The organism is Streptomyces sp. NPDC004838 (assembly GCF_053600955.1).
In genome coordinates this window covers 333521-356790 of sequence record NZ_JBSGAW010000003.1, presented here as the reverse complement: position 1 = coordinate 356790, position 23270 = coordinate 333521, and the positions used below count along the sequence as shown (strand labels likewise).

The following is a 23270-nucleotide window of genomic DNA, read 5'->3' as shown; positions in this document are numbered from 1 at the left end:
ACAACGTCCAGCGGACGGCGCTCAGAAGGTCAGCACGGCTTTGCCGACCGAGCCGGACCGGACCGCCGCGACGGCCTCGTTGATCTGCTCGAACGGGAAGTAGGTGATCATCTTCTCGACCGGGAACCGGCCTTCGGCGTTGAGTTCGAGCAGTCGCGGCAGGAACAGTTGCGGCACGCCGGCCCCGGCGACGATGCCGGTGACCGAGCGGCCGTTGAGGATGCTGCGCCAGTCGAAGCTCATCGACTCGCTCGGGCCGACGCCGATGACGCCCGCGCGGCCGAGCGGCCCGAGAGCCTCCACCGCGGTGCGCAGGACGTCCTCGCGCCCGGTCGTGTCGATCACGAAGTCGAACCCCTCGGGGACCAGGGCGGCCAGATGCTCGGCGGTCCCGCCGGCCGAGGAGTCGACGGAGTGCGTGGCTCCGTAGCCGCGGGCGGCCTCGGCCTTGGCCGGGTTCACGTCGACGGCCGTGACGACCTTGCAGCCGCTCAGCGAGGCGGCGATGACGGCGGCCACGCCGACGGCACCTGCCCCGAAGACCGCGATCGACGAGCCGGGGCGCGGCTGCAGCACGTTGAGCACGCCGCCGGCTCCCGTCTGGAAGCCGCAGCCGAAGGGGCCGGCCCGCAGCAGGTCCCACGCGGGGTCGATTTTGACGACCGCCCGCTCCGGTGCGACGACGTGACTGGCGAACGACGACTGGCCGAGGAAGTGGGCGTTGACCTCCCGCCCCTCGTGGGTCACCGCGGTGGAGCCGTCGGGCCGGCGGCCGGAGAAGTTCACCGCGTCGAAGCCGCGGCAGTAGGAGGGCGAGCCCGTACGGCACAGGGAGCATGTGCCGCAGGACGTGAAGGACATGGCGACGTGGTCGCCCGGACGTACGGAGGTGACGTGCGCGCCGACCTTCTCGACGACGCCCGATCCCTCGTGGCCGAGCAGCGCGGGCGTGGGGAAGAAGCCGGCGAACTCCAGATCGGTACCGCAGACGCCGACGGCGGCGACGCGGACGAGCACCTCGTCCGGACGGGGATCGTCCAGGTCCACTTCGGTCAGGACGAACGGCTGTCCGGACTGCTCCAGCAGAGCGGCGGTGGCGCGCACAGGGCCTCCTCAGTGCCTCACAAAGCGAGACTGCATATTGACATGCGTGACAGGGTCGGTCAATGTTCCCCCATGGCGGCTGTTGACTTCCCTTCTTCCCAACACTTCATCGACGGCGAGTGGGTTGCGGCCCGCGACGGCGGCACGCTGGACGTCCTCGATCCGGCCACCCAGCAGGTGATCACCACGGTGGCCCGGGCGGGCGGCGCCGACGTCGACGACGCGGTCGCCGCGGCGCGCCGCGCCTTCCCTGCCTGGGCGACGACCAACCCGAGCGAGCGCGGGGCGCTGATCCGGCGCTGGGCCGACCTGATCATCGCCGAGGTCGAGGCGCTCGCGGCCGTCGAGGCACAGGACGTGGGCAAGCCGCTGTCCGGGGGCCGGACGAACATCTACATCGCCCACGGCATCATCGACTACTTCGCCGGCGCGGCCGACAAACTCACCGGAGTCACGCTGCCGACCCGCAGCCCCGACTACCTGGGCTACACGGTTCCCGAGCCGTACGGCGTGTGCGCGGTCGTCCTTCCGTGGAACGTACCCGCCGTGCTCACCGCCGCGAACGTCGCGCCGGCGCTCGCCGCGGGCAACACGGTCGTCCTCAAGCCGTCCGAGATCGCGCCGCTGGCCCCGTTCGCACTCGCCGAACTCGCCCGCCGCGCCGGCTTCCCGCCGGGTGTGATCAACGTGGTGGCGGGCCTCGGCCCCGAGGCGGGCGTCGCGCTCACCTCGCACCCGGACGTCGGCCACATCAGCTTCGTCGGCTCCACCGCCACCGGGCGGGCGATCATGGCGGCCGCGGCACAGAACCTCGTCCCGGTGAAGCTGGAACTCGGCGGCAAGTCGCCGAACGTGGTCTTCGCCGACGCCGACCTCGACACGGCGATCCCCCAGATCGTCGCCTCCATCACCGAGAACGCGGGGCAGAACTGCTACGCCGGTTCCCGGCTGCTCGTGGAGTCCTCGGTGCACGACGAGGTCGTGGAGCGGGTCGCCGCCGCCATGGCCGCGATCAAGACCGGGCCCTGGGAAGCGGACCTCGACATGGGGCCGCTGGTCAGCGCCGCGCAGTTCGACCGCGTCGGCGGCTTCCTCCGGGAGGCGCCTCGCGAGGGGGCGCGGCTGGTCACCGGTGGCGCGCCCGCCGACAACGGGTGGTTCGTCCGGCCGACCGTGTTCGACCGTGTGGAAGCGGACATGCGCATCGCCCGCGAGGAGGTCTTCGGCCCGGTGCTCGGCGTGCAGTCGTTCCGTGACACCGCCGAGGCGACCGAGCTGATGAACGCGACCGACTTCGGCCTGTTGGCCTGTATCTGGACCGACGACGTCTCCCGGGCGCTGCGGCTGGCCAAGGACGTCCGCTCCGGGCAGGTGGCGGTCAACCAGTTCCACGATGCGGGGGTGATCGGCTTTCCGTTCAACATGCAGAAGGACAGCGGCTTCAGCCGGGGCGGTGGGTACGCGGCACTGCGCGAGTACACGCAGGAGAAGGGCGTGGCCATCCGGCTGCTGGCCCGTTGAGACGCCGACTTGTCAGTCCCGCGTGATCCGTGCGCGGGTGCCGGCCGGTGGGACGGTGAGTCCCTCGGTGTGCGCGTCGGCCGCGAGTGCTGTGGCCGGAGAGGTCTGCCGTGGGCGCGCGGCGTCCGGTGCGGTGCGGCGCAAGGGCCACTTGATACGCGTGGCGGAGGTCCCCAGCTCGTACTCGCCGTACTCGCGCGGTCCGACAACGCGGCATGGGGGTACCACCCGTGCCCGCAGGGCACAGGGGGAGAAGTGCGGTGCGGGGCGTCGCGGGCCGGTGAACGTTTCCGGTCGCGGCGCTAGGCCGCTTCTGATGGATCTTGCTGGGCTCGCGTGCCCTGGCACCGCGCCTCGCCGCGTTGTCGTCGGTCGCCGATGCTCCGCATGGACTCCCTCCTCCGCCTTGCGATCCACGGCACCAGACCCCGCTCCCTGATCCAGCCTGATCCATCAGAAACGACCTAGACCGGAGTTCGGCCCGCGACCGGGACCGGGGATCGACCCGCGGTGACCGTCGGCCGGTGCCGTACCGCACTGACAGCGGTCCCGCCCGCGCTCCCGGTGCACGGCCATCGCCTGGCCGAAGCACCCTGTGGAGCAGGAGGGGGCCGCGGCGTGGACGGTGGCACCGGGCGACGTCGAGCGCGCCCGCCTGCGGAAGCGAGGCGAAGGGCCGCTCGGCCCGGCCGGGGTCAAGCGCCTTCCGCCGCTCGCCATCGGCTGCGGGTCGTCCAAGGGGCGGTTCCGCCTCTCCCGCGCGCGGCTTGAGGCGTACGCCGAAGCGCGCCGCGCGCCGATCCGCAGGCGTCCGGAACCGATGCCGACTCCGCGTGCCCGGCCCGGCCGGGAGGGGCAGTCGGCAGAGCCCCTTGGGACAACTCCGTCCGCACCGCGACCCGGTGGGCTACCGGGTGCGCCAGCTCGAGAACCTTCTCGGCACGGCCCCCGCTTCCCGCCTCCTCGGCACAACCGCGCCCGGCGCTCACGGCACCGGACCCCCGCTCGCCGCCGCCGACGGGCCACCGCGCGGCGATGACGAGCCGGGCCGGCCGAGCGCTGAACCGGCATGTCCTCTTCGCCTGTCGGCCGAGTGCTCGACCGGCATGCGCTCTTCGCCTGCCGACCGGACGCGTAACCGGCATTTCGTTCGTCGCCGAGCCGCCGCGCGGTCCCTCGACGCCTGCCCGTGCACCGGCCTCCAACTGCCGCCACCTGGGCTGTCGGTCTTGCGATCAGGCGAAACGCCGACGAATCGAAGATGTGGCGCAGGAGCGTTGACAGCACTGGGCGGCGGAGGTCAGAGTACCTCGCAATACGTTCCACCGACTCGCAATGCGAGACGGCAAGGGTGAGGAGGCCGTGCGGTGCGAGCCATGGTGCAGACCGATCCCGGCGGGCCCGAGGCCGTGTTCCCGCAGGATGTCCCGGAACCGACGTGCGGACCGCGCGTCGTCGTCGACGACGCGTACCGCGAGCTGATCTGCCTGGACCTGCCGCGGATCGAGGGGCCGGGCCCGACCCCCGGCTCCCGCCGTCCGCACCTGCCGGGCACGGACTTCGCCGGAACGGCGGTGGCGACCCGGTCCGCGGTCGGCCCGGTCGTCCCCGGCGACCGGGGCATCGCCGGTCCCAACCGGTCCCTGCGGCCGGGCGGACGGGATTCCGGTGGTGCGACGCCGTTCCCGTGGCGCGACGCCGCGAGCGGTGAGCCGCTCTTCCACCGACGGCGTGTCTCCCACGCCGAGCTCGACCGAAGCTTCGAACCCGCCAACTGACCACCGCCCGCGCCTCCACGGGGCGGTGCCACCCAGCGAATGGAACCACGCACATGACTACACACAGCATGCTCTGGCGCCGTGGGGCCGCGGTCGGCCTCGCCCTCGCGGGAGCCATCGCGCTGTCCGGCTGCGCCGACAACGCGGCGACCGCGCCCAAGACGACCCCCGCCGCGAGCGCCGGCGGCGACTCCGGCCTCAAGCAGCCCGACGTCAACGGCGACGGCAAAGTCGTCATCGGCGTCCTCAGCCCCGGCGACATCAACGACCGCGGCTACTACCAGAGCTTCGTCGACTCGGCCGACGCCTTCGCCAAGGAGAAGGGCTGGACGGTCATCAAGCGCGGCAACGTGCCCCCGAGCGACGCGCTCACCGCGGCACGCGCGCTCTGCCAACAGAACGTCGACCTGGTCGCGCTCGGCGCCACTGAACTCAAGGCCGCCATCCCCGCCTCGGAGGAGCCGGTCTGCGGCAAGTCCGCCTGGTACGTGCCGGTACAGGCGAACGTCGACCAGACCCCGAAGATCATGCTGTCCACCGACGATCCCAAACAGTCCATGCTCGCCGCCGGCTACGCCGCGGGTCTGAGGATGAAGGCCGCCGGCCACACCAAGGCAGGGTTCATCACCGGCGTCAAGGCCGACTACAGCGTCGCCGCCTCCACGGCCTTCCTCGCCGGGATCCGGCAGGTGGTGCCGAAGGCCACCCTGACGACCACCTACACCGGCGACTTCAACGACTCGGCCAAGGCCAAGGAGGCCACCCAGGCGCAGATCAGCCAGGGCGTCAAGGTCATCTACCCCTACCTCGGAGGCGCGACCGACGCCGCCGCGCAGCTGGCGAACGCCAACGGCGCGCTGACCCTCACCCCGGGCACCGACCGGTGCGCCTCGACCAGCCCGAAGTTCGACATCTCGGCGCTGTTCAGCCCGGGCGACTACTTCCGTGCCGCACTGGAGGAGTTCGCCAAGGACAACCTGAAGATGGGCACGACGCGCGTGTGGCAGATGGGCGTCGACCCCTTCCCGACCATCAAGATCTGCGACGCCCAGGGAGACGAGCAGCAGCAGTTGGCGGAGTTCATCAAGAAGATCGGCAGCAAGGAGATCGACGCGGCGGCCGAGGTCAAGCGACTCGGCTGACGCGCCGACACCCACGAGGAAGATCAGCAATGGAACGAACGACCTCAGCGGTTCCGCTCCTCGAGCTGCGCGGCATCACGAAGTCCTACGGATCCGTCACGGCCTGCGACGCCGTGGACCTCAGGGTCGACGCCGGAGAGATCCACGGACTCCTGGGTGAGAACGGAGCGGGCAAGTCGAGCCTCATGAAGGTCCTGCTCGGACTGGTCCGGCGCGACGCCGGCACCGTCCTGGTACGCGGCGAGGAACTCGCGCTGGACAGCCCGCAGGAAGCGGCCGAACTCGGCATCGGCATGGTGCACCAGCACTTCAGCCTCATCAACGCGCTCACCGTGTGGGAGAACGTGGCGCTCGGCGACACCGGCAAGGTGAACAAACAGGCCGTCTGCGCCGACATCGCCGAGGTCTCCGCCCGGTACGGACTGCGGATCGACCCCGAGGCGCGCGTCGAGGCGCTCTCGGCCGGCGAGCGGCAGCGGGTCGAGGTGGTCAAGTGCCTGCGGCGCAACCCTCGGATCCTGATCCTGGACGAGCCCACCTCGGTGCTGACCCAGGCCGAGTCGCAGGAACTGTTCGCCGTGCTCGGCCGCGTGGTGCAGGAGGAGGGGCGCGCTGTCATCCTCATCAGCCACAAGCTCGCCGAGATCACCCAGGCGACGGACCGGGTGACGGTCCTGCGCAAGGGCCGTGTCGCCTTCCAGACGGTCACCGCCGAGACCACCCCCCAACTGCTCGCCCGGCAGATGGTGGGCCGCGAGGTGTCGCTGGGCGAGGAAGGCGCGGCCCTCGGCCTGCTGCCGGTGCAGACGGCGAGCACCGGCGGGGCCGGGGCGCAGGACCGGCAGCAGCCCGTCCTGCGCCTCGCCGGACTCACCGTCGAGCAGGGCGGGATCAAGGTTCTCGACCAGATCGATCTGACCGTGGGCGCGGGCGAGATCGTCGCCCTCTACGGCGTCGAAGGCAACGGCCAGACGACGCTCGGCGATGTCCTCGCCGGGCTGGTCGCGCCGACCGACGGCACCATCGAGGTCGCCGGGAGCCGGGTCGACACGACCCGGCCCGGTGCGCTGCCGAAGGCCGGTCTCGGCATCGTGCCGGAGGACCGGCACCGCAGCGGCGTCGTCCTCGACATGAGCGTCGCCGAGAACCTGACGATGAAGTCGCTGAACGAGGTCAGCGGCCGGTTCCTGCTGCGGCGGCGCGCGATGCTCGACCAGGCGCGTCGCCTCGCGGAGGAGTTCAACATCGTCACACCGTCGCTGGACGCGCCGGTGCGCAGCCTCTCCGGCGGCAACCAGCAGCGGGTCGTACTCGCCCGGGAGCTGACGGGCCACACCCGCGTCCTGGTGGCCGCGCAGCCCACCCACGGGCTCGACGTCGGCGCCATCGAGGACATGTACTCCCGACTGCGCGGGGCGGCCGCCGAGGGCGTAGGGGTGCTGCTCGTCTCCACCGAACTCGAGGAAGTCATGGCACTTGCAACCTGGATCGCAGTGATCTCCTCGGGGCGGATCACCGGAGCACTGCCCGTCTCCGAGGCGACCCCCGAGCGGCTCGGCATGCTGGTGGGCGGTGAGGCCGCGTGAGTGCCGCCTCGCAGACGGGTCCGGACGACTTCGGCCGGCGCCTCCTCGCCCGGCTCCGGCCGGGGCGCGACGGCCGGCTGACGGCGGGTGTCACCGTCGTGCTCGTCACCGTCGCCCTGGGCGTGTCCGCCCTGCTGCTCACGCTGACCGGAGCCTCGCCGAGTGCTTCGCTCTCCGCCATCTGGAACGGGAGTCTGGCCAGCACCACCGGATGGACGACGACGCTGCTCCACGCCGCGCCTCTGCTGCTCGTGGCGGTCGGTGCGTGCATCTGCGCGTCCGCCGGCATGTTCAACATCGGCCAGGAGGGGCAGGTGCTCATCGGCGGCCTGTTCGGAGCCTGGGTCGGGCTGAGGCTGGCCCTCCCCGGTCCGATGCTGGTCGTCGTGGTGATGGCGGCCGCGGCGGTCGGCGGTGGCGTCTGGGCCGGGCTCAGCGCGCTGATGTCCCGCTTCCGCGGCGTCAACGTCGTGGTGAGCACCCTGCTGATGACGTTCCTCGCCATCCAGCTCGTCACCTTCGCGGTCAGCACCCCGTGGCTGCAGGAGAGCGCGCAGGGCTCGTCGGGCATCGCCGACGCGCAGTCCAACCCCCTGCCGGCGAACGCCCTGCTCGGCGACTTCGGGCAGTACCCGTCGCTGCAACTGAGCGCGGGACTGTTCATCGCGCTCGTCGCCGCGGTCGGCGCCGCGCTCCTCCTGAGCCGTAGTCGGTGGGGCTTCAGGGTCCGCATGGTCGGACTGAATCCGCTGACGGCCAAGCACACCGGTGTCCGGGTGGCCGCGCTCGGCGGCTTCACCCTGGCGCTGTCGGGCGCCTTCGCGGGGCTGGCGGGAGGGCTGCTGCTGGCCAGCCCGGTCAGCCCCAACCGGCTGCAGGCCGGGCTCTCGGACAACGTCGGCTGGGACGGTCTGCTCGTCGCGCTCGTCGCGCGCAACCGGCCTCTGATCGCGATCCCGGTGGCGTTCGGGTTCGCCGTGCTGCGTGCGGGCGGCGATTTCCTCACCGCCACCGGCGTGCCGTACTTCCTCATCGACATCGTCAAGGCGCTGCTCGTCCTCGCGTTCGTCGCGCCGCCCATCCTCGTCGACCTCTTCCGCGGGCGTCGCGGCGCCAAGCCGTCGACGCCGCCCGCCCTGTCCGTTGTCCCGACCGAGACGAAGGCGGCCGCGTGAGCGTTCTGGATAGCACCACGACCATTCTGGCGAGCGGCGTCCGGCTGACCGTGCCGCTGGCGTTCGCCGCCTGTGGCGAGTACCTGGCCCAGCGCGCCGGAGCGATGAACATCTCCGTCGAGGCGATGATGCTCGGCGCCGCCTTCACCTCGGTCGCCACCGCGAGCGCGACCGGCAGTGCCACCGCCGGCCTCGCGGTCGGCGTCCTGACCGGCCTCGTCCTCGGCTTCGTGCACGGCAACCTCTCCCACCGCGCGCAGATCAACACCTTCGTCGTCGGCCTGGTGCTGAACGCGCTGGTGCTCGGGCTGACGAGCTACCTGATCACGACGAACCAGTTCGCCTCGCACCAGGTGGGGATGCTGTCGATCCCGCTGCTGCGGGACATCCCGCTCATCGGCGAGCCGCTGTTCTCCGGACGCTGGCCCGCCTACCTTCTGATCCTGCTGGTGCCGCTCACCTGGTGGCTGGTGCAGCGCAGCCGCTGGGGCCTGGAACTGCGGGCGGTGGGGGAGAACCCGCAGGCCGCCGACGTCGCGGGCATCAAGGTCAACGCGCGGCGCCGCCAGGCCCTGTTGTGGTGCGGCGCACTGGCCGGTCTCGGAGGCGCGTACCTCGCGGTCGGCGAGGTCGGATCGTTCAACCAGAACATGACCGCCGGACGTGGGTACATCGTCATCGCCGCGGTGATCTTCGGTGCGTGGCGGCTCGGCCGTACCCTGCTCGGCTGCCTGGTGTTCGGCCTCTCCGACGCGATGCGCCTGGCGCTCCCCGCGCTCGGTGTCACCCTCAACCCCCAACTGCTCGTCGCGGCCCCGTATCTGCTCGCGCTCCTCGCCATGCTGCTGTTCACCACCCAGCACCGAGAACCCGCGGCGCTCGGCCGGCCCTTCCTGCGCGGGTCGACCTGACGCCACGGAACGGTACGGCTCCGGTGAGAACGGACGCCGGCTCCGCGAACCGCGCGGAGCCGGCGTCCTCGTGCGATACCGGCGTCAGCGGCGGCGCGGCCGAGGCGTACCCCGCAGCGCGGCCGAGGCGTACCCGGCGGCGCTGAAGCCCACGACGCCGGCGCTGTGGCGGTAGGCGCGGCCGAGTCCGCGCGGCCGAGGGCTTCGTCGACGACCACACGTCATCGATGGGGCACATTCACGGGGGCCGTCGCGGCGGTGCGACATTCGCGGCCACTCAGTCGAGACAGAACTCGTTGCCCTCGATGTCCTGCATCACGAGGCACGACTCGTTGTAGTCATCGGCGGTCAGCAGTCGCACGCGTACCGCGCCGATCGCGACCAGTCGTGCGCATTCGGCCTCAAGTGCGGCCAGTCGCTCCTCACCCACGAGCCCGGTGCCGACCCGCACATCGAGATGCAGCCGATTCTTGACGACCTTGCCTTCGGGAACGCGCTGGAAGAACAGCCGCGGACCCACACCCGAGGGATCGACGCATGCGAACGCCGCACCCTGACGCTCAGACGGCAGCGTGCGGTCGAAATCGTCCCAGGTGGCAGACCCCTTCGGTGGCGGCGGCACGACGTACCCCAACACCTCGCACCAGAAACGAGCGACACGCTCGGGTTCCGCGCAGTCGAAGGTGACTTGGACCTGCTTGATCGATGCCATGGGGCCATCGTAGAGACGGGATGTCTCGCCGTCTCCACGGGACCGCCCCCGGCCAGGCTGTGGCGCGTGCGGCAGACCGTGGCACGTGCGGCCGACTCTCGGTGATGAGTGGGACCTTGAGCGGTGGGATGGCGATCCCGACAGTGGCCCCAGGGGGGAGGTCCTGAACTCTCTGTTTCAGTCGGTGCTGTTGGGCGGCTGAGTGGGGTTGTTCGAGGCTGTGTCGGTGGGTGGGCAGGAGGAGGGCCCGACGCGGAGTCGGGTTCTCCAAGGTCATTGAGTCGAGGGTGGGCAAAAACCGCGGGTCAGTCGGCGCAGCGGGCGAGAGGCCGGGTCGTCCGTTGCGCGGGTACCAGTCGGCGAAATCCTCGTCGTGCCATAGCCCGTCCAGCCGGTCTCGCACCCACACCGCCGTCGTGCCGTCAGGATTGCTCGCCCGCGCGATCAGGCGGTCGGACCCGGCCGTGCGCGGGCCGCGTCGCCGCAGGCTCCCGACCGACCCGATCGCCAGCACGATCAGGCCGCCGCCGCGGCGATTCCGCCTTCGGCGACGACCTGTCGGCTCGCGTCCATGGTCACGGCGTCACCGCCGGTGATCGGCGGGTCGGCCGTGGAGCGTGCGGTCGGCTCTCTGTTCAGCCCCAGAGCTCCTGGATGGTCGAGAACACCTTCTGGTTGTGCGAGAACTCGATCGTGTTGCCGTCGGGGTCGTTCACGGCGCAGATGTACCCGATGTGGGCGGCCATCTCCATCGGCTCCCACCGCAGGTTGCCCGTCTCGCGCGCCTTGGCCGCGACCGCGTCGACGTCCTCGCGGTTGGGCAGCTCGATGCCGATGTGCGCGAACGGCGCCAGCGTCGTCACCTGCTTGCCCGGCTCGATGCCGAAGCGCGCCCCGACCTCGGGGATGAACTCGGCCAGGACGAGGACGAGCGGCGAGTCGACCTGACCCTTGTTGGACAGCCAGGCGCCGCGCCCGTTGCTGTCCGTGTTCTTGGTGACCAGCACCAGCGGGGTGATGCGCTCGTAGAACTCGATCGATCGATCCAGATCGCTGACCGGGATGGCGACGTGGGTCCAGCGGGGTTCGGTCAGTTCTGCCATGGTTCGGCTCTCCTCAGTCGTTCGCTCTTCATTCGTACGTTCAGCGCGGCCGCGACATGCGGCCGTACGGTCAGACGGTGGGCCACTTGGCCCGGTTGGGCAGGCCCGAGCGGGCCACGATGCCCTCGCCGGCGGTCTGGGCGCGGCGCAGCAGGTCGTCCTCGTCGATCGTCGTGCAGCGGTAGTCGTCGACGACGCGCCGCCCGTCGACGAACACGGTGTGCACACCCCGCCCGTCGGCCGACCACACGAGCTGGTTGGCGACGTTGTGCAGCGGCCGCCACTCCGGCCGGTTCGTGTCGTGCAGGACCAGGTCGGCCTTCTTGCCCGTCTCGATCGAGCCGATCTCGTGCTCGGCCTGCAGCGCGCGGGCGCCGTTGCGGGTGGCCATCGCGAACGCGTCCTCGGCCGGGAAGATCGTGGCGTCGCGCCGGGCGTCCTTGAACAGTCCGGCCACCAGGTAGGTCGCACGCATCAGGTCGTGGTAGTTCGAGGCGTTGTTGCCGTCGGTGCCGATCGCCACGTTCACGCCGGCGGCCACCATCTCGGGGAACTTGCCGATCTGGGTCACGCCGTACGACACCTTGAGCGCCGTGGTCGGGCAGTGCGACACGCTCGTACCGGTCCTGGCGAGCAGTGCCACCTCGTCGTCGTCGACGTGGACGGCGTGGGTGAGGGTCACGTTCTCGCCGAGCACGCCGAGCTTGTCGAGGTGCACCATCGGCCGTTGCCCGTACGCCGCGAGGAACCCCTCGGGATCCATCGCCGCCGGCGACATGTGGGCGCTGAAACCGGTGCCGCACTCGACCGACAGCCCCTTCGCGGCCCGCCACAGCTCGTCGCTGCAGCAGGTGTGGCCGATGAGGATCGGCCATGCCTGGATGCGGCCGTCGGCCACCGAGGCGTATCTGTCCATCGTGTCGTTGAGGCGTGCGATCGCCTGCGCGGTCGTCATGCGCAGCACCTCCGGCTCGGGCACGAGATCCCACGCCCACGGTCCGACGCGGGCGCGGATGCCGATCTCGCCGAGGGCCTCGACGACCGGGTCGATGAACCGGATCGTGCCGGCCTCCAGGAACGAGGTGGTTCCGCTCTTGAGCATCTCCAGCGCCGCGACCTGGGCCGAGATGTGCTCGTCCTCCTCGGTGTAGTGCGTGTGGATCGGCGTGAGCCACTCGAAGACGTTCTCCAGGAACGGGGTGTCGTCCGGGACGAAGCCGCGCGTGAGCGGTTCGCCGGTGATGTGCACATGCGTGTTGATCAGTCCGGGGGTGACGACGAACCGCTCGCCCGCGATGACGGTGTCGCTGTGCCACTGGGAGGTCACGTCGGCGGTCTTGCCGACGGCCACGATCCGGTCGTCCCGGATGGCGACCGCCCCGTCGCTGATCACGCGGCGGGAGTCGTCCATCGTCACGACGAGGGTGTTGACGATCAGGGTGTCGGCGGGTGCCGTGGTGTTCGGGGCGTTCACGAGATGGCCTCCGGGGTGCGGGAACGGATGAGGCGGACGTGCTGGCGCGGCACCGGCTCGAACGAGCCGGTCAACTCGGCTCCGGCCGCTTCGGCCCACGCGCGCAGGTCCGCGACCGTGACACCGAGCCCCGCTGTCGAGGCCAGCATCGTCAGTGACAGCAGCAGTTCGTGGCGCGCGGCGACACAGGCGGCGCCGCGGTCCTCGCCGTCGCTGTCGTCGTAGCCGTCGTTGGCGTCGTTGTCGTCGTTGGCGTCGTGTGGGGCGCGGGCCGGGTCGGGTCGCGGGTAGTCGACGACCACGACGACCCCGTCCGCCCCGGCCAGCTCGACCGCGCGGGCGAGCAGTCGCCGGGCCCGCTCGGCCGGCTCGGCCCGCAGCACGTGCGCCAGAACGACGACGTCCGCCGTGGCGACGGGGAGCGCGGCTTCGAGGTAGTCGCCGGCGACGGCGATCACCTGTTCACGCAGGCCGGCTTCCGTGGCCGCCTGCTCGGCCATCGGCAGCACGTGGGGCAGGTCGACCGCGATCGCCGTGCCCTTCGGCCGGGTGCGCAGCAGCGCGGTCAGCCACGCCCCCGAGCCGCAGCCGAAGTCGACGATCGTCGGCTGCTCCGGCCATAGCCCGCGGCGCTCCAGCTCGGCGGCGACGGCCGTCGCCACGCCGGCCTGCGTCGGGCCGGTCGCGCGTACGAGCGCCGGGTACAGCTCGGTCAGCTCGGCCGTCACTGCCGGGGCGGGTGCGCCGGTACGGACGGTGTCGGCCAGGCCCGGCCAGGCCCCCCGAGGCCCGGGCGAGTACCGCACGAGAGCGGTCATCGAGGCCGGCGCCGTCGACACCAGGTAGCGCTCGGCCTCCGGCGTGAGCCGGAAGCGATCCTCGACGGCGTCCAGCAGACCGAGCGAGACGAGCGTCTCGGCCAGCACGGTCACCGGGCCCGGCCCGGCCGCACCGATCGCTGCCGCCAGCTGCGAAGCGTCCAGTCCGGGCCCGGAATCCGCGTCCTTGGCCAGAGCGTCGAACAGGCCGAGGTCGAGCGCGGCCGAGAGCGCCCAATAGGACGTGAAGCCGTTGATCACCTCCCACACCGGCGCGGGGCTGACCGGGGTGGAGGCCGCCCCGCTCATGGGCGCAGCACGATCTTGCCGGTGGCGCGCCGCGACTCCATCCGCTCCTGTGCCGCCGCGGCTTCGCTCAGCTTGAACTCGCTGTCGATCGGCGTACGGAAGGGCGAGGCCCAGTAGGCGTCGAGCATCGCGGCGAACTCGCGGCGGTCGTACGGGTCGGAGCCGAGCAGTTGCAGGCCGAAGTGGTAGGCGTACACCAGGTCGAAATCGGCCCGGTTGCCCGTCGTGTTGCCGAAGAACACCAGTCGCCCGCGAGGCGCGAGGCTGTAGATGCCGGTGTTCCATGTGGCGGGGCCGACGTGATCGAGTACGAGGTCGGCGCCCCGCCCGCCGGTGAACTCGCGCACGGCGCCCACGACGTCGCCGGTCGTCGAGTTGACCACGAGGTCGGCGCCGAGGCCGCGTGCGTACTCGGCCTTCTCGTCCGAGCCGACCGTGGTGACCACGCGGGCGCCGCCGGCCTTGGCCAGCTGGATCAACGCGGTGCTGACGCCGCTGCCGGCCGCGTGGATCAGCACCGTCTCGCCGAGGCGGACCTTGCCGATCTCGATGAGCGCGTGCCAGGCCGTCATCCAGATCGTCGGCACGACGGCCGCGTCGACCAGATCGACGTCGTCCGGCACGGGGTGCACATTGGCCGCCGGGACGATGACGTACTCGGCGTAGCCGCCGGCCAGGGTGGCGCCGATGACGCCCGCGCTCGGGCACCCGCCGTCGGCCCCGGCGGCGCAGCTCTCGCAGCGATCGCACGGCACGGCCGGATTCACGACGACGCGCGCGCCCTCGGCGAGCGCGGTCGTGTTGCCCGCCGGCCCGTTGCCTGTCGGGCCCACTGCCGCTACGGTGCCCGCGACATCCATGCCGGCCACGTGCGGTAGGTTGAATCCCGGTATCAGCCCAGGTCCGCGCCGCTGTAGGACGTCGAGGTGGTTGAGGCCGCAGGCGGCGACGCGGACGAGTACCTCGTCCGGTCCGGGTTCGGGCACTGGGACATCGGCTACTTCGAGTACATCCGAGTCGCCGTGTGTTCGATGGAGTACAACCTTCATGGGAGAGACCTCCACTGGCTGTGGGACTTCGGTCACCGGCCAGTTCGTCGCACGCCTGGTCGGCATGCAACGGTCTCCGTGGAGCGCCGCCGGCGCTCCCGCCGATCGGTTTGTTGCCCACCGATCGGATGGGCCCGAACGCTATTGCCGCCCGTCGACGGTTGTCAATGGCCGGGAACAATCGGCTTGAACTCGGCTAGCACGGTGTGGAGTTGGGGCGATCCTGGCGGTTCTCGGGAGTTCGCCGGGCCGCTGACTCTCCAGGGCCTGGCGCGGCCGCAGGGTGGCGGAACGCCCGAAAACGCCTGATGAGCCGCTGTCCACGGCGATCACCACGTGCTGGTGGCGGGTGCGCACGGTGAGCCTTGCCGTCGTGCTCCGGCCTATCGAGGTCAACGGCCCGACGCCGGTTTCCGATCCGGCCCGAGGCCGGTCTCCGACCTGGTCCCGGGTCGGTTCCTGAGCCGGTCTCCGGCCCGGTCTCCGGCCGGCCTGTGGGGCCGACCGCGCGAAGAGGTCCCGCATCGACTCGATGACATCTCTGGCCTCGCCGCGGCCTTGTGGTGCCGTAGACGGCTCCCGTGCCTCACCGCCAACGCACGTGCGGCGTCGTCCTGTTCACCGTGGTCGGCGGTCTCCTCACGCGCCGCACGGACTCCGGGACAGCGGCGGCGTACGGGCCCTCCGGCACCCCGTCCGCCTCCGGTGCGGGCGGGGTGTCCGTGCGTCCGCAGCCCGCATTTCGTATCGCTTGACATGATGCCGTCTCGCATTGAAAGATGCTCGCCATGCAAGTAGTGACGACGCAGTCCGGCCTGGGCCGGATCGAGAACGGGGCTGTCGCCCTGCTGGACACTGCTTTTCCGCACGTCGGCGCGGTCCTCGAACAGGAGGGCTCGCTGCGGTGCCTGGCGTCCTGTGCGGTGCGCCGGCGCATCCCGCTCGACGAGGTCACGTTCACAGCGCCACTGGGCCGTCCCCGCGCGGTGTGGGGCGTCGGGCTCAACTACCTGTCGAAGGCGGCCCGGACCGGCCGGGGACTGCCCGAGCAGCCGATCCTGTACCTGGCCGCGCCGTCCGGTGTGTCGGCCCCCGGCGCGCAGGTGGTGATCCCACAGGCCGCGACCGAACCGGACTACGAGGGAGAGATCGCGGTCGTCGTCGGGCGACGGCTGTACCGGGCGACCGAGTCGGAGGTCTGGCCCGCGATCGCCGGCATCACCGCCGCCAACGACATGACGGCACGTGATGTCATGCGCACCACAGGAATCCCCGCCCTCGCCAAGAGCTATCCGGGGTTCACGCCGCTCGGCCCGTCGCTCCGCACCTCCGACGACCTCGCCGACCGCGACGCGATCCGCGTACGGACCCGGGTCAACGGCGAACTCCTCCAGGACGACACCAGCGCCGGGATGATCTTCCCGATCCCCGATCTGCTCAGCAGGCTGTCATGGTTCGCCGCGCTCGAACCCGGCGACGTCGTCCTCACCGGAACCCCGGCCGGCACCGGCCAGGACCGCGCGTGCTTCCTCGCCGACGGCGACGAGGTACGAGTCGAGGTGGACGGCGTGCTGCCCCTCGTCACCCGTATCGCGCGTCCTTCGGACGCCTCACCGCGCGACCACCGGCTGACCGAACCGGTCAGCTGACCGCCCCTCACCCAGGAGCCACACCGATGTCCAACTCCTCCGCGCCGTCCTACGATCTCGTCCTGGCCGGCGGCACCGTCATCGACCCGGCATCGGCCACCAACGCCCGGCTCGACGTGGCGGTCACCGGTGACCGCATCGCCGCGATCGGCGAGGGCCTGGCGGCGAACGCGGCCCGCACGATCGACGTCACCGGCTCCACCGTGCTGCCGGGCCTCGTCGAGGGCCACACCCACATCTTCCAGTACGTCTCCGCCGTCGGCGCCCCTGCCGAGGAAGCCCATCTGCGCCGGGGCGTGGTCGCCGCGGCGGACGCCGGCACGGCCGGCGCCTCGACGTTCGCCGCCTTCCGCAAGCTGGTGGTCGAGGCGAACCCGCTGCGCATAGTCAACTTCCTCAACGTCTCGGTGCTCGGCCTGATCGACTTCAGGTTCGGCGAGCTGCTGAACCCCGACACCCTGGTCCCCGAGGACGCGCTCGCGACCGCCGAGGCCCACCCCGACATCGTGCGCGGCTTCAAGATCCGGCTCTCCGAGGACGTCGTCGGCGAACACTGGGAGTCGTTGCTGAAGAAGTCCGTGGCGCTGGCCGAACAGGCCGGACTGCCGCTGATGCTGCACATCGGCGAGACCTCGGAGCCGTTGCCCGTCGTCCTGGACTACCTGCGCCCCGGCGACATCGTGGCGCACTGCTACACCGGCAAGCCCCACGGGATCCTCGACGGCGACCGCGTGCAGCCCGCCGTGGCCGCCGCCCGTGAGCGCGGCGTGCTGTTCGACTCCGCCCACGGCAAGAGCAACCTCAGCTTCGAGGTGGCGCGCCGGGCGATCGCCGACGGATTCCTGCCCGACGTGCTCAGCTCCGACACCAGTGCGCGCAACTGGCGCGGCCCGGTGTTCGACCTGCTCACCAGCGTCTCCAAGCTGGTCGCGCTCGGCGCGCCTCTGGAGGAGTGCGTCCGGCGGGCCACCGTCGTACCGGCGCGGGTGCTCGGGCTCGACGCCGAGGGTTACGGGCGTCTGGAGGTCGGCGGGAGGGCCGACGTCACGGTCGTCACCGAGACCGACGAGGTCACCCTGCCCGACGCCGCGGGCAACACGATCGTCGCGCCGCGCCTGGAGCCGACCGTGGTGCTGCACGGTGGCGCCGAGGTCGACATCGTGCCGTGGCGGGGTCTGTAGGCCGGTCCCGTGTACCCGCACTCCCAGGGGAGGATCCGTTGACCGTCGGTGACGTCCATCTGCTGCGGCGTCGGCTGCGAGCGGCCCTGACGGCGGGGAAACCCGCCGTCGGCACGTTCGTCAAGCTGGCCTCGCCCGACGTGGTGGAACTGGCCGCGGCGGCCGGGTTCGCGTTCGTGGTCGTCGACCTCGAACACTCCACGCTCACCGAGCGGGACGCCGTCGATCTGGTACGCCACGCGGACGCCTGCGGCCTGCCGGCCCTGGTCCGGCTGCCCGAGGTGGACGCCGCCGCCGTCAACCGGCTCCTGGAGGCCGGGGCGGCCGGAATCCAGCTCTCCATGCTCACCCGGATCGCCCAGGCCGAGGCACTCGTGGCGGCCGGCCGGTTCGCTCCGGCCGGCCGTCGGTCGGTGAGCCTGGCCAACAGGGCCGCCCGGTTCGGCGCGGCCCCGCTGGCCGGGTTCCTGCGCGCCGAGCAGGACGACCCGCCGGTGCTCGTGGGCCAGATCGAGACGGCGCGGACCGACCCTCTGCCGGATCTGGTCGCCGCCCTCGACGTGTGTTTCCTCGGCAGCACCGACCTCGCGGTCGACCTGGGCCTGCCGGCGGACCCGGCGGTGCTGCGGGCCGCGGTGGACCGGGTGAGAGACGCCGCCCGTTCCGCGGCGGTGGCGTTCGGCGGCTGGGCCCCGACCCGGAGCGCCGCGGCGGACCTGGGCCTCGGTGACGCCGACTACCTCGTAGTCGGTTCGGACCTGCAGATGTTGGCGGCCGGCCTGCGGGCGGCCGCCGGAGAGGGGAACCAGTGAGCACACGCAACGCAGCGCTGTTCAACACCGTCGTCAACTGGGAGGAACTGCCGGTGACGCAGGTACGGCCGGGGGTCCGTCGCCGTGTCTACGCGACGGACGAGGTGATGATCTGCCACCACGAACTCGAGGTCGGCATGACGCTCAACCCGCACCGGCACGAGGACTTCGACCAGCTGGTCCACATCGCCGAGGGGCGTGCGAACTACTACGTGGACGGCGTCGCGCACGATATGCGTGCCGGATCGTTCCTGCTCGTTCCCCGCGGCAGCGAGCACTACGTGGAGCCGACCGAGGCCCCCTGCGTGAACATCGACTTCTTCGTCCCGCCGAGGGCCGACCTGCTTCCCTGAACGGCGTACGGCTCGACGTCTCACCGCGGCGCGGGGGCGCGACGCCTCGGGTTTCGGGCGTACGCGTCCGCCACCCGCGGGGACACCGCGGGTGGCGGACCGGACCCGGCGCGGTGGCGGAGACCCGCACAGGGCCGGCCGGGTCAGCCGCCGTCCGAGGTGCCCAGCCGCTGCGACAACGCGCGGGCGGTCTCCAGCAGTGCCTGTGCCATCGGCGACTTGACGTCGTCGGGCACGGTCGCCGTCGTGCCGACGATCGCGAGCGTCCCGCTGATCTCGTCCCCCTCGAAGATCGGCGCCGCGATGGTGCGGACTCCGTTGACCGTGGGGGAGTTGACCGACAGCCCGTGCTCGCGGATGGCTTCGAGCTCTTCGGTGAGTTCGGCCGACCTGCGGACCGAACGCGGCAGTGCCGGTACCTGCTCCGGGGGCAGGAGCGCGAGGAAGACGCGTCCCTGCGCCGAGGACGTCAGGTTCAGACGCGAGCCGACCCGCACGCTGATGCGCACCATGTGGTCGGTGTTGTCCACCGAGCGCACCACGGTCGCCGACTCGCCGTCCCAGACCGACAGCACGATCGTCTCGTCGATGCGCCGGACCAGATCCTCCATGTACGGCTCGGCGGCGGCGACGATCGGCAGGCCGGCCCGCGCCGCCGAAGCGAGCGTGAGCACCTGGGGGCCGAGGGAGTACAGCGAGGTGCGCTCGTCGTACCGCAACAGATTCGCCGCCCGCAGCGCCTTCGTGTAGCGGTGCGCGGTCGCCTTGCTCGCCCCGAGGCGCGCGGTGATCTCGTTGAGGCTCATATGCGGCTTGCCGACGGTGAAAGAGCCGAGGATCAGCGCCGCACGCTGCACCGTCTGGATCGTCGGGGCGGTCCTTTCGGGACCGTCCTGCTCGCCGGTGCCGTGCTGCACCTTCGTGGCCATGGATTCCACGCTCCTGTCCATGCTCAGTCAAATTGGTAGGGGCATTTAATGAAACGCTGTCTTGTATGACGTCATGGTAAAGGTGTGTGAAGAGTGCCGAGGCGCTCAGTCGCGCCGATCCCCGCCGGTGCGGAGGAGCCGGGCGGGAAGCGTACCCGGCCCGCCGGGGGCGGCCGTCCGCGGGTGCTCTCCGCGCCCGCGGTACGGCCGCCGATGCGGTTCGCTCACGCGTCGGTGGAGTGGCCCGGTGTGATGGAGCGTGCCGGGTCGAGCACGGTGGCGATGTGGTTGACCGCGAGGGCGGCTTCACCGAAGCCGATCGAGATGAGACCGACCCTGCCGTCGTAGTCGGCGATGTCGCCCGCCGCGAAGACGCGCTCCCGGCTGGTGCGCATCGTGGGGTCCACGAGGATGCGCCGGCGGCGCAGCCGGAGTCCCCACTGTTCGATCGGGCCGAGGTCGGCGATGAAGCCGAGTGCGGCCACGACGCTCTGGGCGGGCAGGGTGATCCGGTCGCCGTCGGAGCCGGCGACCACGACCTCCGACAGCGGCCCGTCGCCGGAGATCTTCTCGACCTCGTAGGGCGTCAGGACCCGCACCGAGGATGTGTGCATCTGCTCGACGGTGCGTTCGTGGGCCCGGAACCGCGTACGCCGGTGCACCAGCGTCACCGAGGAGGCGATCGGCTCCAGCGACAGCGCCCAGTCCAGCGCGGAGTCTCCGCCGCCGACCACCACGACGTCCTGTCCCGCGAGCTCGTTGAGGCGCGGTACGAAGTACCGCAGCCCCCGGCCCAGATACTCGGAGCCCGCCGGGAGTTCGCGGGGGATGAAGTTGCCGATCCCGCCGCAGACGAGCACCGCGCCCGCGGTGATCCGGGCGCCGGCGTCGGTGGTGGCGACGATGCCGTCGCCGGTGTCGTCGAGCCGGGTGACCCCGTGCCCGAGCAGGTAGACGGGGTTCCACCGGCCGGCCTGCTCGGCGAGCCGTTCCACCAGCTCCTGGCCGCGGACGGCCGGGAAGCCGGCCACGTCGAAGATGAGCTTCTCGGGGTACAGCGCCGTGATCTGGCCGCCCACCTCGGGCAGGGCGTCGGCGACCGCGACGCTCATGCCGCGGAAGCCGGCGTAGTACGCGCCGTACAGTCCGGTGGGGCCGGCGCCGATGATGAGCAGGTCGACGGAGACCTCGGGGGCGGCGCCCGTGGGCGCCGGGCCCGTCACCCTTCCACCTCGGGGTGGTCACGGCCGACCCGGCCGACCTTGCGGGCCCCGCCGGGCGATCCGAGCGGTGGGGTCCCGAGGGTGAAGAACTCGGCGTTGACACGTTCGAACCGTTGGCTCTCCTCTGGCAGATCCTCGTGGTGGAAGATGGAGATCTGCGGGCAGACGGGTTCGCAGCGCCCGCACTCGACGCATTCGTCGGGCTGGATGTAGAGCATCCGGTCGCCCTCGTAAATGCAGTCGGCGGGGCACTCCTCCATGCACGACTTGTCCTTGACGTCGACGCAGGCTTGAGTGATGACGTACGGCACGAGTTTGTTGCCCTTCACACGGTCGCACAGAATGCGAGACGGTGTATCTCAATGCGGAATAGGATGATGGTCGCGCCGGCCTCGGATGTCAACCGTGCGCCGAGTGCTTGACACCGTCGTGCGTGCTGGGTGACGCTAGCGCGACATACGAGATGGCGTCTCGCAGAGCACGTCACTCGGGTCGGGACTTGTGAGAGGCAAACTCCCCATGGGCAGCAATCCCCGGACCGCCCCAGCTCCGATGATCGCCGAGGACTGGGACCAGCTCACCTTCCGGGTCAACCGCGAGGCGTACCGCAGCGCGGAGATCTTCACCCGGGAACGCGGATGGGTGTGGATGCACACCTGGCTCTACCTCGGGCACGAGAGTGAGATCCCCAACCCCAACGACTTCAAGGTGCGCACCCTCGGCGGTCGGCCGCTGATCTTCTGCCGGGACACCGCCGGCGAGCTGCACGCGTTCCTGAACTCCTGTCCACACCGCGGCACCGTGCTCTGCCGCGAGACCGAGGGCTCCACCAAGCTCTTCCAGTGCTTCTACCATGCCTGGACTTTCCGCAACAACGGCGAGGTCGCCGCGATCCCCGACGCCGGTGCGTACGAGTCGACCGACGAGTTCCGCGCCTCGATGGGGCTGCGCAGCGTGCCGCGCCTGGAGACCCACGAGGGATTCGTCTTCGTCTCCTTCGACCCCGACGTCCCGCCGCTGCTGGAGCACCTCGGCGACGCCGCCGACTACATGACGATGATCGAGCAGCAGCACGTCGGCGGCATGACCACACTGCCCGGCACACAGCTCTACAGCGTCCGGGGCAACTGGAAACTCGCCGTCGAGAACGCGATGGACGGGTACCACTTCGCGCCGACGCACAACACGTTCGTGGGCTATCTGCGGGAGAGCGGCTACGCCGTCACCGACGACAACCAGTACGCGTACAACCTCGGCAACGGCCATGGCCTGCTGGTCCTGACCGGGCACGGCGGACGGATCAGCATGATCTGGGAACCGCGCTTCGGCGAGGACGAGCGTGTCCGCACCGACGCCCACCGGGCCGAGATGACCGAGCGGCTGGGGGAGAAGCGGGCGCACCACGTGGCGGACGAGAGCCACATCCTGTTCGTCTTCCCGAACCTGCTGCTCTTCGACATCGAGGGCCTGTCGATCCGGCAACTGGAGCCGATGGCGCCCGACCAGACCGACGTACGCGCCTGGCAGCTGGTCCCGCGCGCCGAGGACCCGGACACGCGCGCCCTGCGCATGAAGACGGTCGTCAGCTTCGTCGGACCGGGCGGGCTCGCCACGCCGGACGACATCGAGGCGTACGAGGCGGTCCAGCGCGGCATCCAGGCCACGGCGGGCGCCGGCGCGCCCGAGCTGGACTTCAGCGACATGTCGCGCGGTATGGCCGACGAGGTCAAGGGTGTACAGGGCCGGTCGATCGACGAAGGCGCGATGCGGGGCTTCTGGCGGCAGTGGGTCGAAGCCATAGGACTCGATGACGGCATCGAGATCAAGGGCGAGCGTCCGGCGTCCTTCCTGACGGGGAGGGACGTGCGATGACCGCGATCGTCAACCGGGGCTCCGTGCGGTGTGCGGGACGCACCGTCACCCGGCAGGAGGTGGAGGACTTCCTCTACACCGAGGCCGACATCCTCGACCACTGGGACTACGACGGCTGGCTGGCCCTCTTCGAGCCCGGCTCCCGCTACGAGATCCCGACCACCGACTACCGGCCCGGCTGGTCGCCGCACGCGACCGGATCGTTCGTCGACGACGACTGGGACCTGCTCCGCGCCCGGGTCAAGCGACTGAAGTCCCGCAAGGCGCACGCCGAGAACCCGCACTCGCGTACACACCGTCTGGTGTCCAATGTGCGGCTCTTCGAGGCTGCGGAGAACACGGCGGAGACCGAGAACACCGAGAACACGGAGGGCACGGAGGACTCCTTCCGGGTGGCGGCCTCCTTCGTGGTGCACCGCGCCCGCGACGGGCACTTCGACTCCTACGTCGGGTGGTACGACCATCTGCTGGTGCCGACCGACGACGGACTCCGTTTCCGGTTGCGGCGCTCCATCCTCGGCCACGAGTCGCTGGCGGCAGGCGCCCGGCTCAGCTTCATCCTCTAGTCG

At 71.0% G+C, this 23270-nt stretch carries 21 protein-coding genes; 12 read left to right on the top strand and 9 right to left on the bottom strand.

All coding sequences use genetic code 11. The annotated features are described in order from the left end of the window. Positions 1-21 precede the first annotated feature (21 nt). Positions 22-1104 carry an NAD(P)-dependent alcohol dehydrogenase gene (locus ACWEFL_RS06080; protein ID WP_451708053.1) on the bottom strand — a complete coding sequence of 361 codons (1083 nt, stop codon included), beginning with the start codon at positions 1102-1104 and terminating at the stop codon, positions 22-24. 72 nt (positions 1105-1176) lie between these two features. Here ACWEFL_RS06080 and ACWEFL_RS06075 point away from each other — a divergent pair, with 72 nt between their 5' ends. The 6 genes from ACWEFL_RS06075 to ACWEFL_RS06050 all read left to right on the top strand — a co-directional run bounded on the left by ACWEFL_RS06075 (position 1177) and on the right by ACWEFL_RS06050 (position 9217). Continuing rightward, complete coding sequence (locus ACWEFL_RS06075) at positions 1177-2625, top strand: aldehyde dehydrogenase family protein (RefSeq protein WP_451708050.1); 1449 nt, start codon at positions 1177-1179, stop codon at positions 2623-2625. Between the two features lie 1367 nt (positions 2626-3992). Next, entirely contained in the window at positions 3993-4403 is a 411-nt protein-coding gene (locus ACWEFL_RS06070; protein WP_451708049.1) for a hypothetical protein, read from the top strand. Between the two features lie 53 nt (positions 4404-4456). Further along, positions 4457-5545, top strand: a complete 1089-nt coding sequence (locus ACWEFL_RS06065; RefSeq protein ID WP_451708046.1) for a BMP family ABC transporter substrate-binding protein — start codon at positions 4457-4459, stop codon at positions 5543-5545. A 29-nt stretch (positions 5546-5574) separates the two neighbouring features. Beyond that, positions 5575-7131 carry an ABC transporter ATP-binding protein gene (locus tag ACWEFL_RS06060; protein ID WP_451708044.1) on the top strand — a complete coding sequence of 519 codons (1557 nt, stop codon included), beginning with the start codon at positions 5575-5577 and terminating at the stop codon, positions 7129-7131. Then, entirely contained in the window at positions 7128-8306 is a 1179-nt protein-coding gene (locus ACWEFL_RS06055; protein ID WP_451708043.1) for an ABC transporter permease, read from the top strand. Before ACWEFL_RS06060 ends, ACWEFL_RS06055 begins: the two co-directional genes overlap by 4 nt. After that, positions 8303-9217, top strand: coding sequence for an ABC transporter permease (locus ACWEFL_RS06050; RefSeq protein WP_451708041.1), 915 nt, complete (start codon positions 8303-8305; stop codon positions 9215-9217). Before ACWEFL_RS06055 ends, ACWEFL_RS06050 begins: the two co-directional genes overlap by 4 nt. Positions 9218-9494: 277 nt before the next feature. Here the strand turns inward: ACWEFL_RS06050 and ACWEFL_RS06045 are convergent, their stop codons facing one another. From ACWEFL_RS06045 to ACWEFL_RS06025, 5 genes are all read right to left on the bottom strand, one after another. Then, positions 9495-9929, bottom strand: coding sequence for a VOC family protein (locus tag ACWEFL_RS06045; protein ID WP_451708039.1), 435 nt, complete (start codon positions 9927-9929; stop codon positions 9495-9497). Positions 9930-10564: 635 nt separating this feature from the next. Continuing rightward, on the bottom strand, positions 10565-11032 hold the full coding sequence (locus tag ACWEFL_RS06040; protein ID WP_451708036.1) for a VOC family protein: 468 nt from the start codon (positions 11030-11032) through the stop codon (positions 10565-10567). A 70-nt stretch (positions 11033-11102) separates the two neighbouring features. Next, positions 11103-12506, bottom strand: a complete 1404-nt coding sequence (locus tag ACWEFL_RS06035) for an amidohydrolase family protein (RefSeq protein ID WP_451708033.1) — start codon at positions 12504-12506, stop codon at positions 11103-11105. Beyond that, a complete protein-coding gene (locus tag ACWEFL_RS06030) occupies positions 12503-13633 on the bottom strand; it encodes a class I SAM-dependent methyltransferase (RefSeq protein ID WP_451708030.1) in 1131 nt (376 codons plus the stop codon). Before ACWEFL_RS06030 ends, ACWEFL_RS06035 begins: the two co-directional genes overlap by 4 nt. After that, the gene (locus tag ACWEFL_RS06025) at positions 13630-14682 is read right to left on the bottom strand and encodes a zinc-binding dehydrogenase (RefSeq protein WP_451708027.1); all 1053 of its coding nucleotides are present in this window, start codon (positions 14680-14682) and stop codon (positions 13630-13632) included. The genes ACWEFL_RS06030 and ACWEFL_RS06025 overlap by 4 nt, the downstream gene beginning before the upstream one ends. 779 nt (positions 14683-15461) lie before the next feature. Between ACWEFL_RS06025 and ACWEFL_RS06020 the strand changes: the two genes are divergently transcribed. The 4 genes from ACWEFL_RS06020 to ACWEFL_RS06005 are packed head-to-tail and all read left to right on the top strand — an operon-like array spanning position 15462 to position 18677. Further along, the gene (locus tag ACWEFL_RS06020; RefSeq protein ID WP_451708026.1) at positions 15462-16331 is read left to right on the top strand and encodes a fumarylacetoacetate hydrolase family protein; all 870 of its coding nucleotides are present in this window, start codon (positions 15462-15464) and stop codon (positions 16329-16331) included. A 26-nt stretch (positions 16332-16357) separates the two neighbouring features. Beyond that, positions 16358-17512, top strand: a complete 1155-nt coding sequence (locus ACWEFL_RS06015) for an amidohydrolase family protein (protein ID WP_451708023.1) — start codon at positions 16358-16360, stop codon at positions 17510-17512. Positions 17513-17550: 38 nt separating this feature from the next. Beyond that, positions 17551-18324, top strand: coding sequence for an aldolase/citrate lyase family protein (locus ACWEFL_RS06010; protein ID WP_451708020.1), 774 nt, complete (start codon positions 17551-17553; stop codon positions 18322-18324). Continuing rightward, positions 18321-18677: a cupin domain-containing protein gene (locus tag ACWEFL_RS06005; protein ID WP_451708017.1), complete on the top strand. Its 357-nt coding sequence runs from the start codon at positions 18321-18323 to the stop codon at positions 18675-18677. The genes ACWEFL_RS06010 and ACWEFL_RS06005 overlap by 4 nt, the downstream gene beginning before the upstream one ends. 143 nt (positions 18678-18820) lie before the next feature. On the opposite strand, the gene ACWEFL_RS06000 is transcribed toward ACWEFL_RS06005, so the two are convergent. The 3 genes from ACWEFL_RS06000 to fdxA form a co-directional block, all read right to left on the bottom strand. Continuing rightward, positions 18821-19606, bottom strand: coding sequence for an IclR family transcriptional regulator (locus ACWEFL_RS06000; RefSeq protein ID WP_451708014.1), 786 nt, complete (start codon positions 19604-19606; stop codon positions 18821-18823). Positions 19607-19830: 224 nt separating this feature from the next. Next, positions 19831-20829 (bottom strand): NAD(P)/FAD-dependent oxidoreductase, encoded by a 999-nt coding sequence (locus ACWEFL_RS05995; RefSeq protein WP_451708011.1) that lies wholly within the window; start codon positions 20827-20829, stop codon positions 19831-19833. Continuing rightward, positions 20826-21158, bottom strand: coding sequence for a ferredoxin (gene fdxA / locus ACWEFL_RS05990; RefSeq protein ID WP_451708009.1), 333 nt, complete (start codon positions 21156-21158; stop codon positions 20826-20828). The genes ACWEFL_RS05995 and fdxA overlap by 4 nt, the downstream gene beginning before the upstream one ends. Positions 21159-21348: 190 nt before the next feature. On the opposite strand from fdxA, the gene ACWEFL_RS05985 reads away from it, so the two are divergent. After that, positions 21349-22701, top strand: a complete 1353-nt coding sequence (locus ACWEFL_RS05985; protein ID WP_451708007.1) for an aromatic ring-hydroxylating oxygenase subunit alpha — start codon at positions 21349-21351, stop codon at positions 22699-22701. Continuing rightward, positions 22698-23267 carry an aromatic-ring-hydroxylating dioxygenase subunit beta gene (locus tag ACWEFL_RS05980; protein WP_451708004.1) on the top strand — a complete coding sequence of 190 codons (570 nt, stop codon included), beginning with the start codon at positions 22698-22700 and terminating at the stop codon, positions 23265-23267. The genes ACWEFL_RS05985 and ACWEFL_RS05980 overlap by 4 nt, the downstream gene beginning before the upstream one ends. Positions 23268-23270: the final 3 nt, after the last annotated feature.

Bases quoted from the DNA above. Each gene is read 5' to 3' on its own strand.
- ACWEFL_RS06000 (WP_451708014.1), bottom strand. From the start codon at position 19,606: ATGGCCACGAAGGTGCAGCACGGCACCGGCGAGCAGGACGGTCCCGAA.
- ACWEFL_RS06060 (WP_451708044.1), top strand. From the start codon at position 5,575: ATGGAACGAACGACCTCAGCGGTTCCGCTCCTCGAGCTGCGCGGCATC.
- ACWEFL_RS06015 (WP_451708023.1), top strand. From the start codon at position 16,358: ATGTCCAACTCCTCCGCGCCGTCCTACGATCTCGTCCTGGCCGGCGGC.
- ACWEFL_RS05985 (WP_451708007.1), top strand. From the start codon at position 21,349: ATGGGCAGCAATCCCCGGACCGCCCCAGCTCCGATGATCGCCGAGGAC.
- ACWEFL_RS06025 (WP_451708027.1), bottom strand. From the start codon at position 14,682: ATGAAGGTTGTACTCCATCGAACACACGGCGACTCGGATGTACTCGAA.
- ACWEFL_RS06075 (WP_451708050.1), top strand. From the start codon at position 1,177: ATGGCGGCTGTTGACTTCCCTTCTTCCCAACACTTCATCGACGGCGAG.
- ACWEFL_RS06065 (WP_451708046.1), top strand. From the start codon at position 4,457: ATGACTACACACAGCATGCTCTGGCGCCGTGGGGCCGCGGTCGGCCTC.
- ACWEFL_RS06040 (WP_451708036.1), bottom strand. From the start codon at position 11,032: ATGGCAGAACTGACCGAACCCCGCTGGACCCACGTCGCCATCCCGGTC.
- ACWEFL_RS06030 (WP_451708030.1), bottom strand. From the start codon at position 13,633: ATGAGCGGGGCGGCCTCCACCCCGGTCAGCCCCGCGCCGGTGTGGGAG.
- ACWEFL_RS06045 (WP_451708039.1), bottom strand. From the start codon at position 9,929: ATGGCATCGATCAAGCAGGTCCAAGTCACCTTCGACTGCGCGGAACCC.
- ACWEFL_RS05980 (WP_451708004.1), top strand. From the start codon at position 22,698: ATGACCGCGATCGTCAACCGGGGCTCCGTGCGGTGTGCGGGACGCACC.
- ACWEFL_RS06020 (WP_451708026.1), top strand. From the start codon at position 15,462: ATGCTCGCCATGCAAGTAGTGACGACGCAGTCCGGCCTGGGCCGGATC.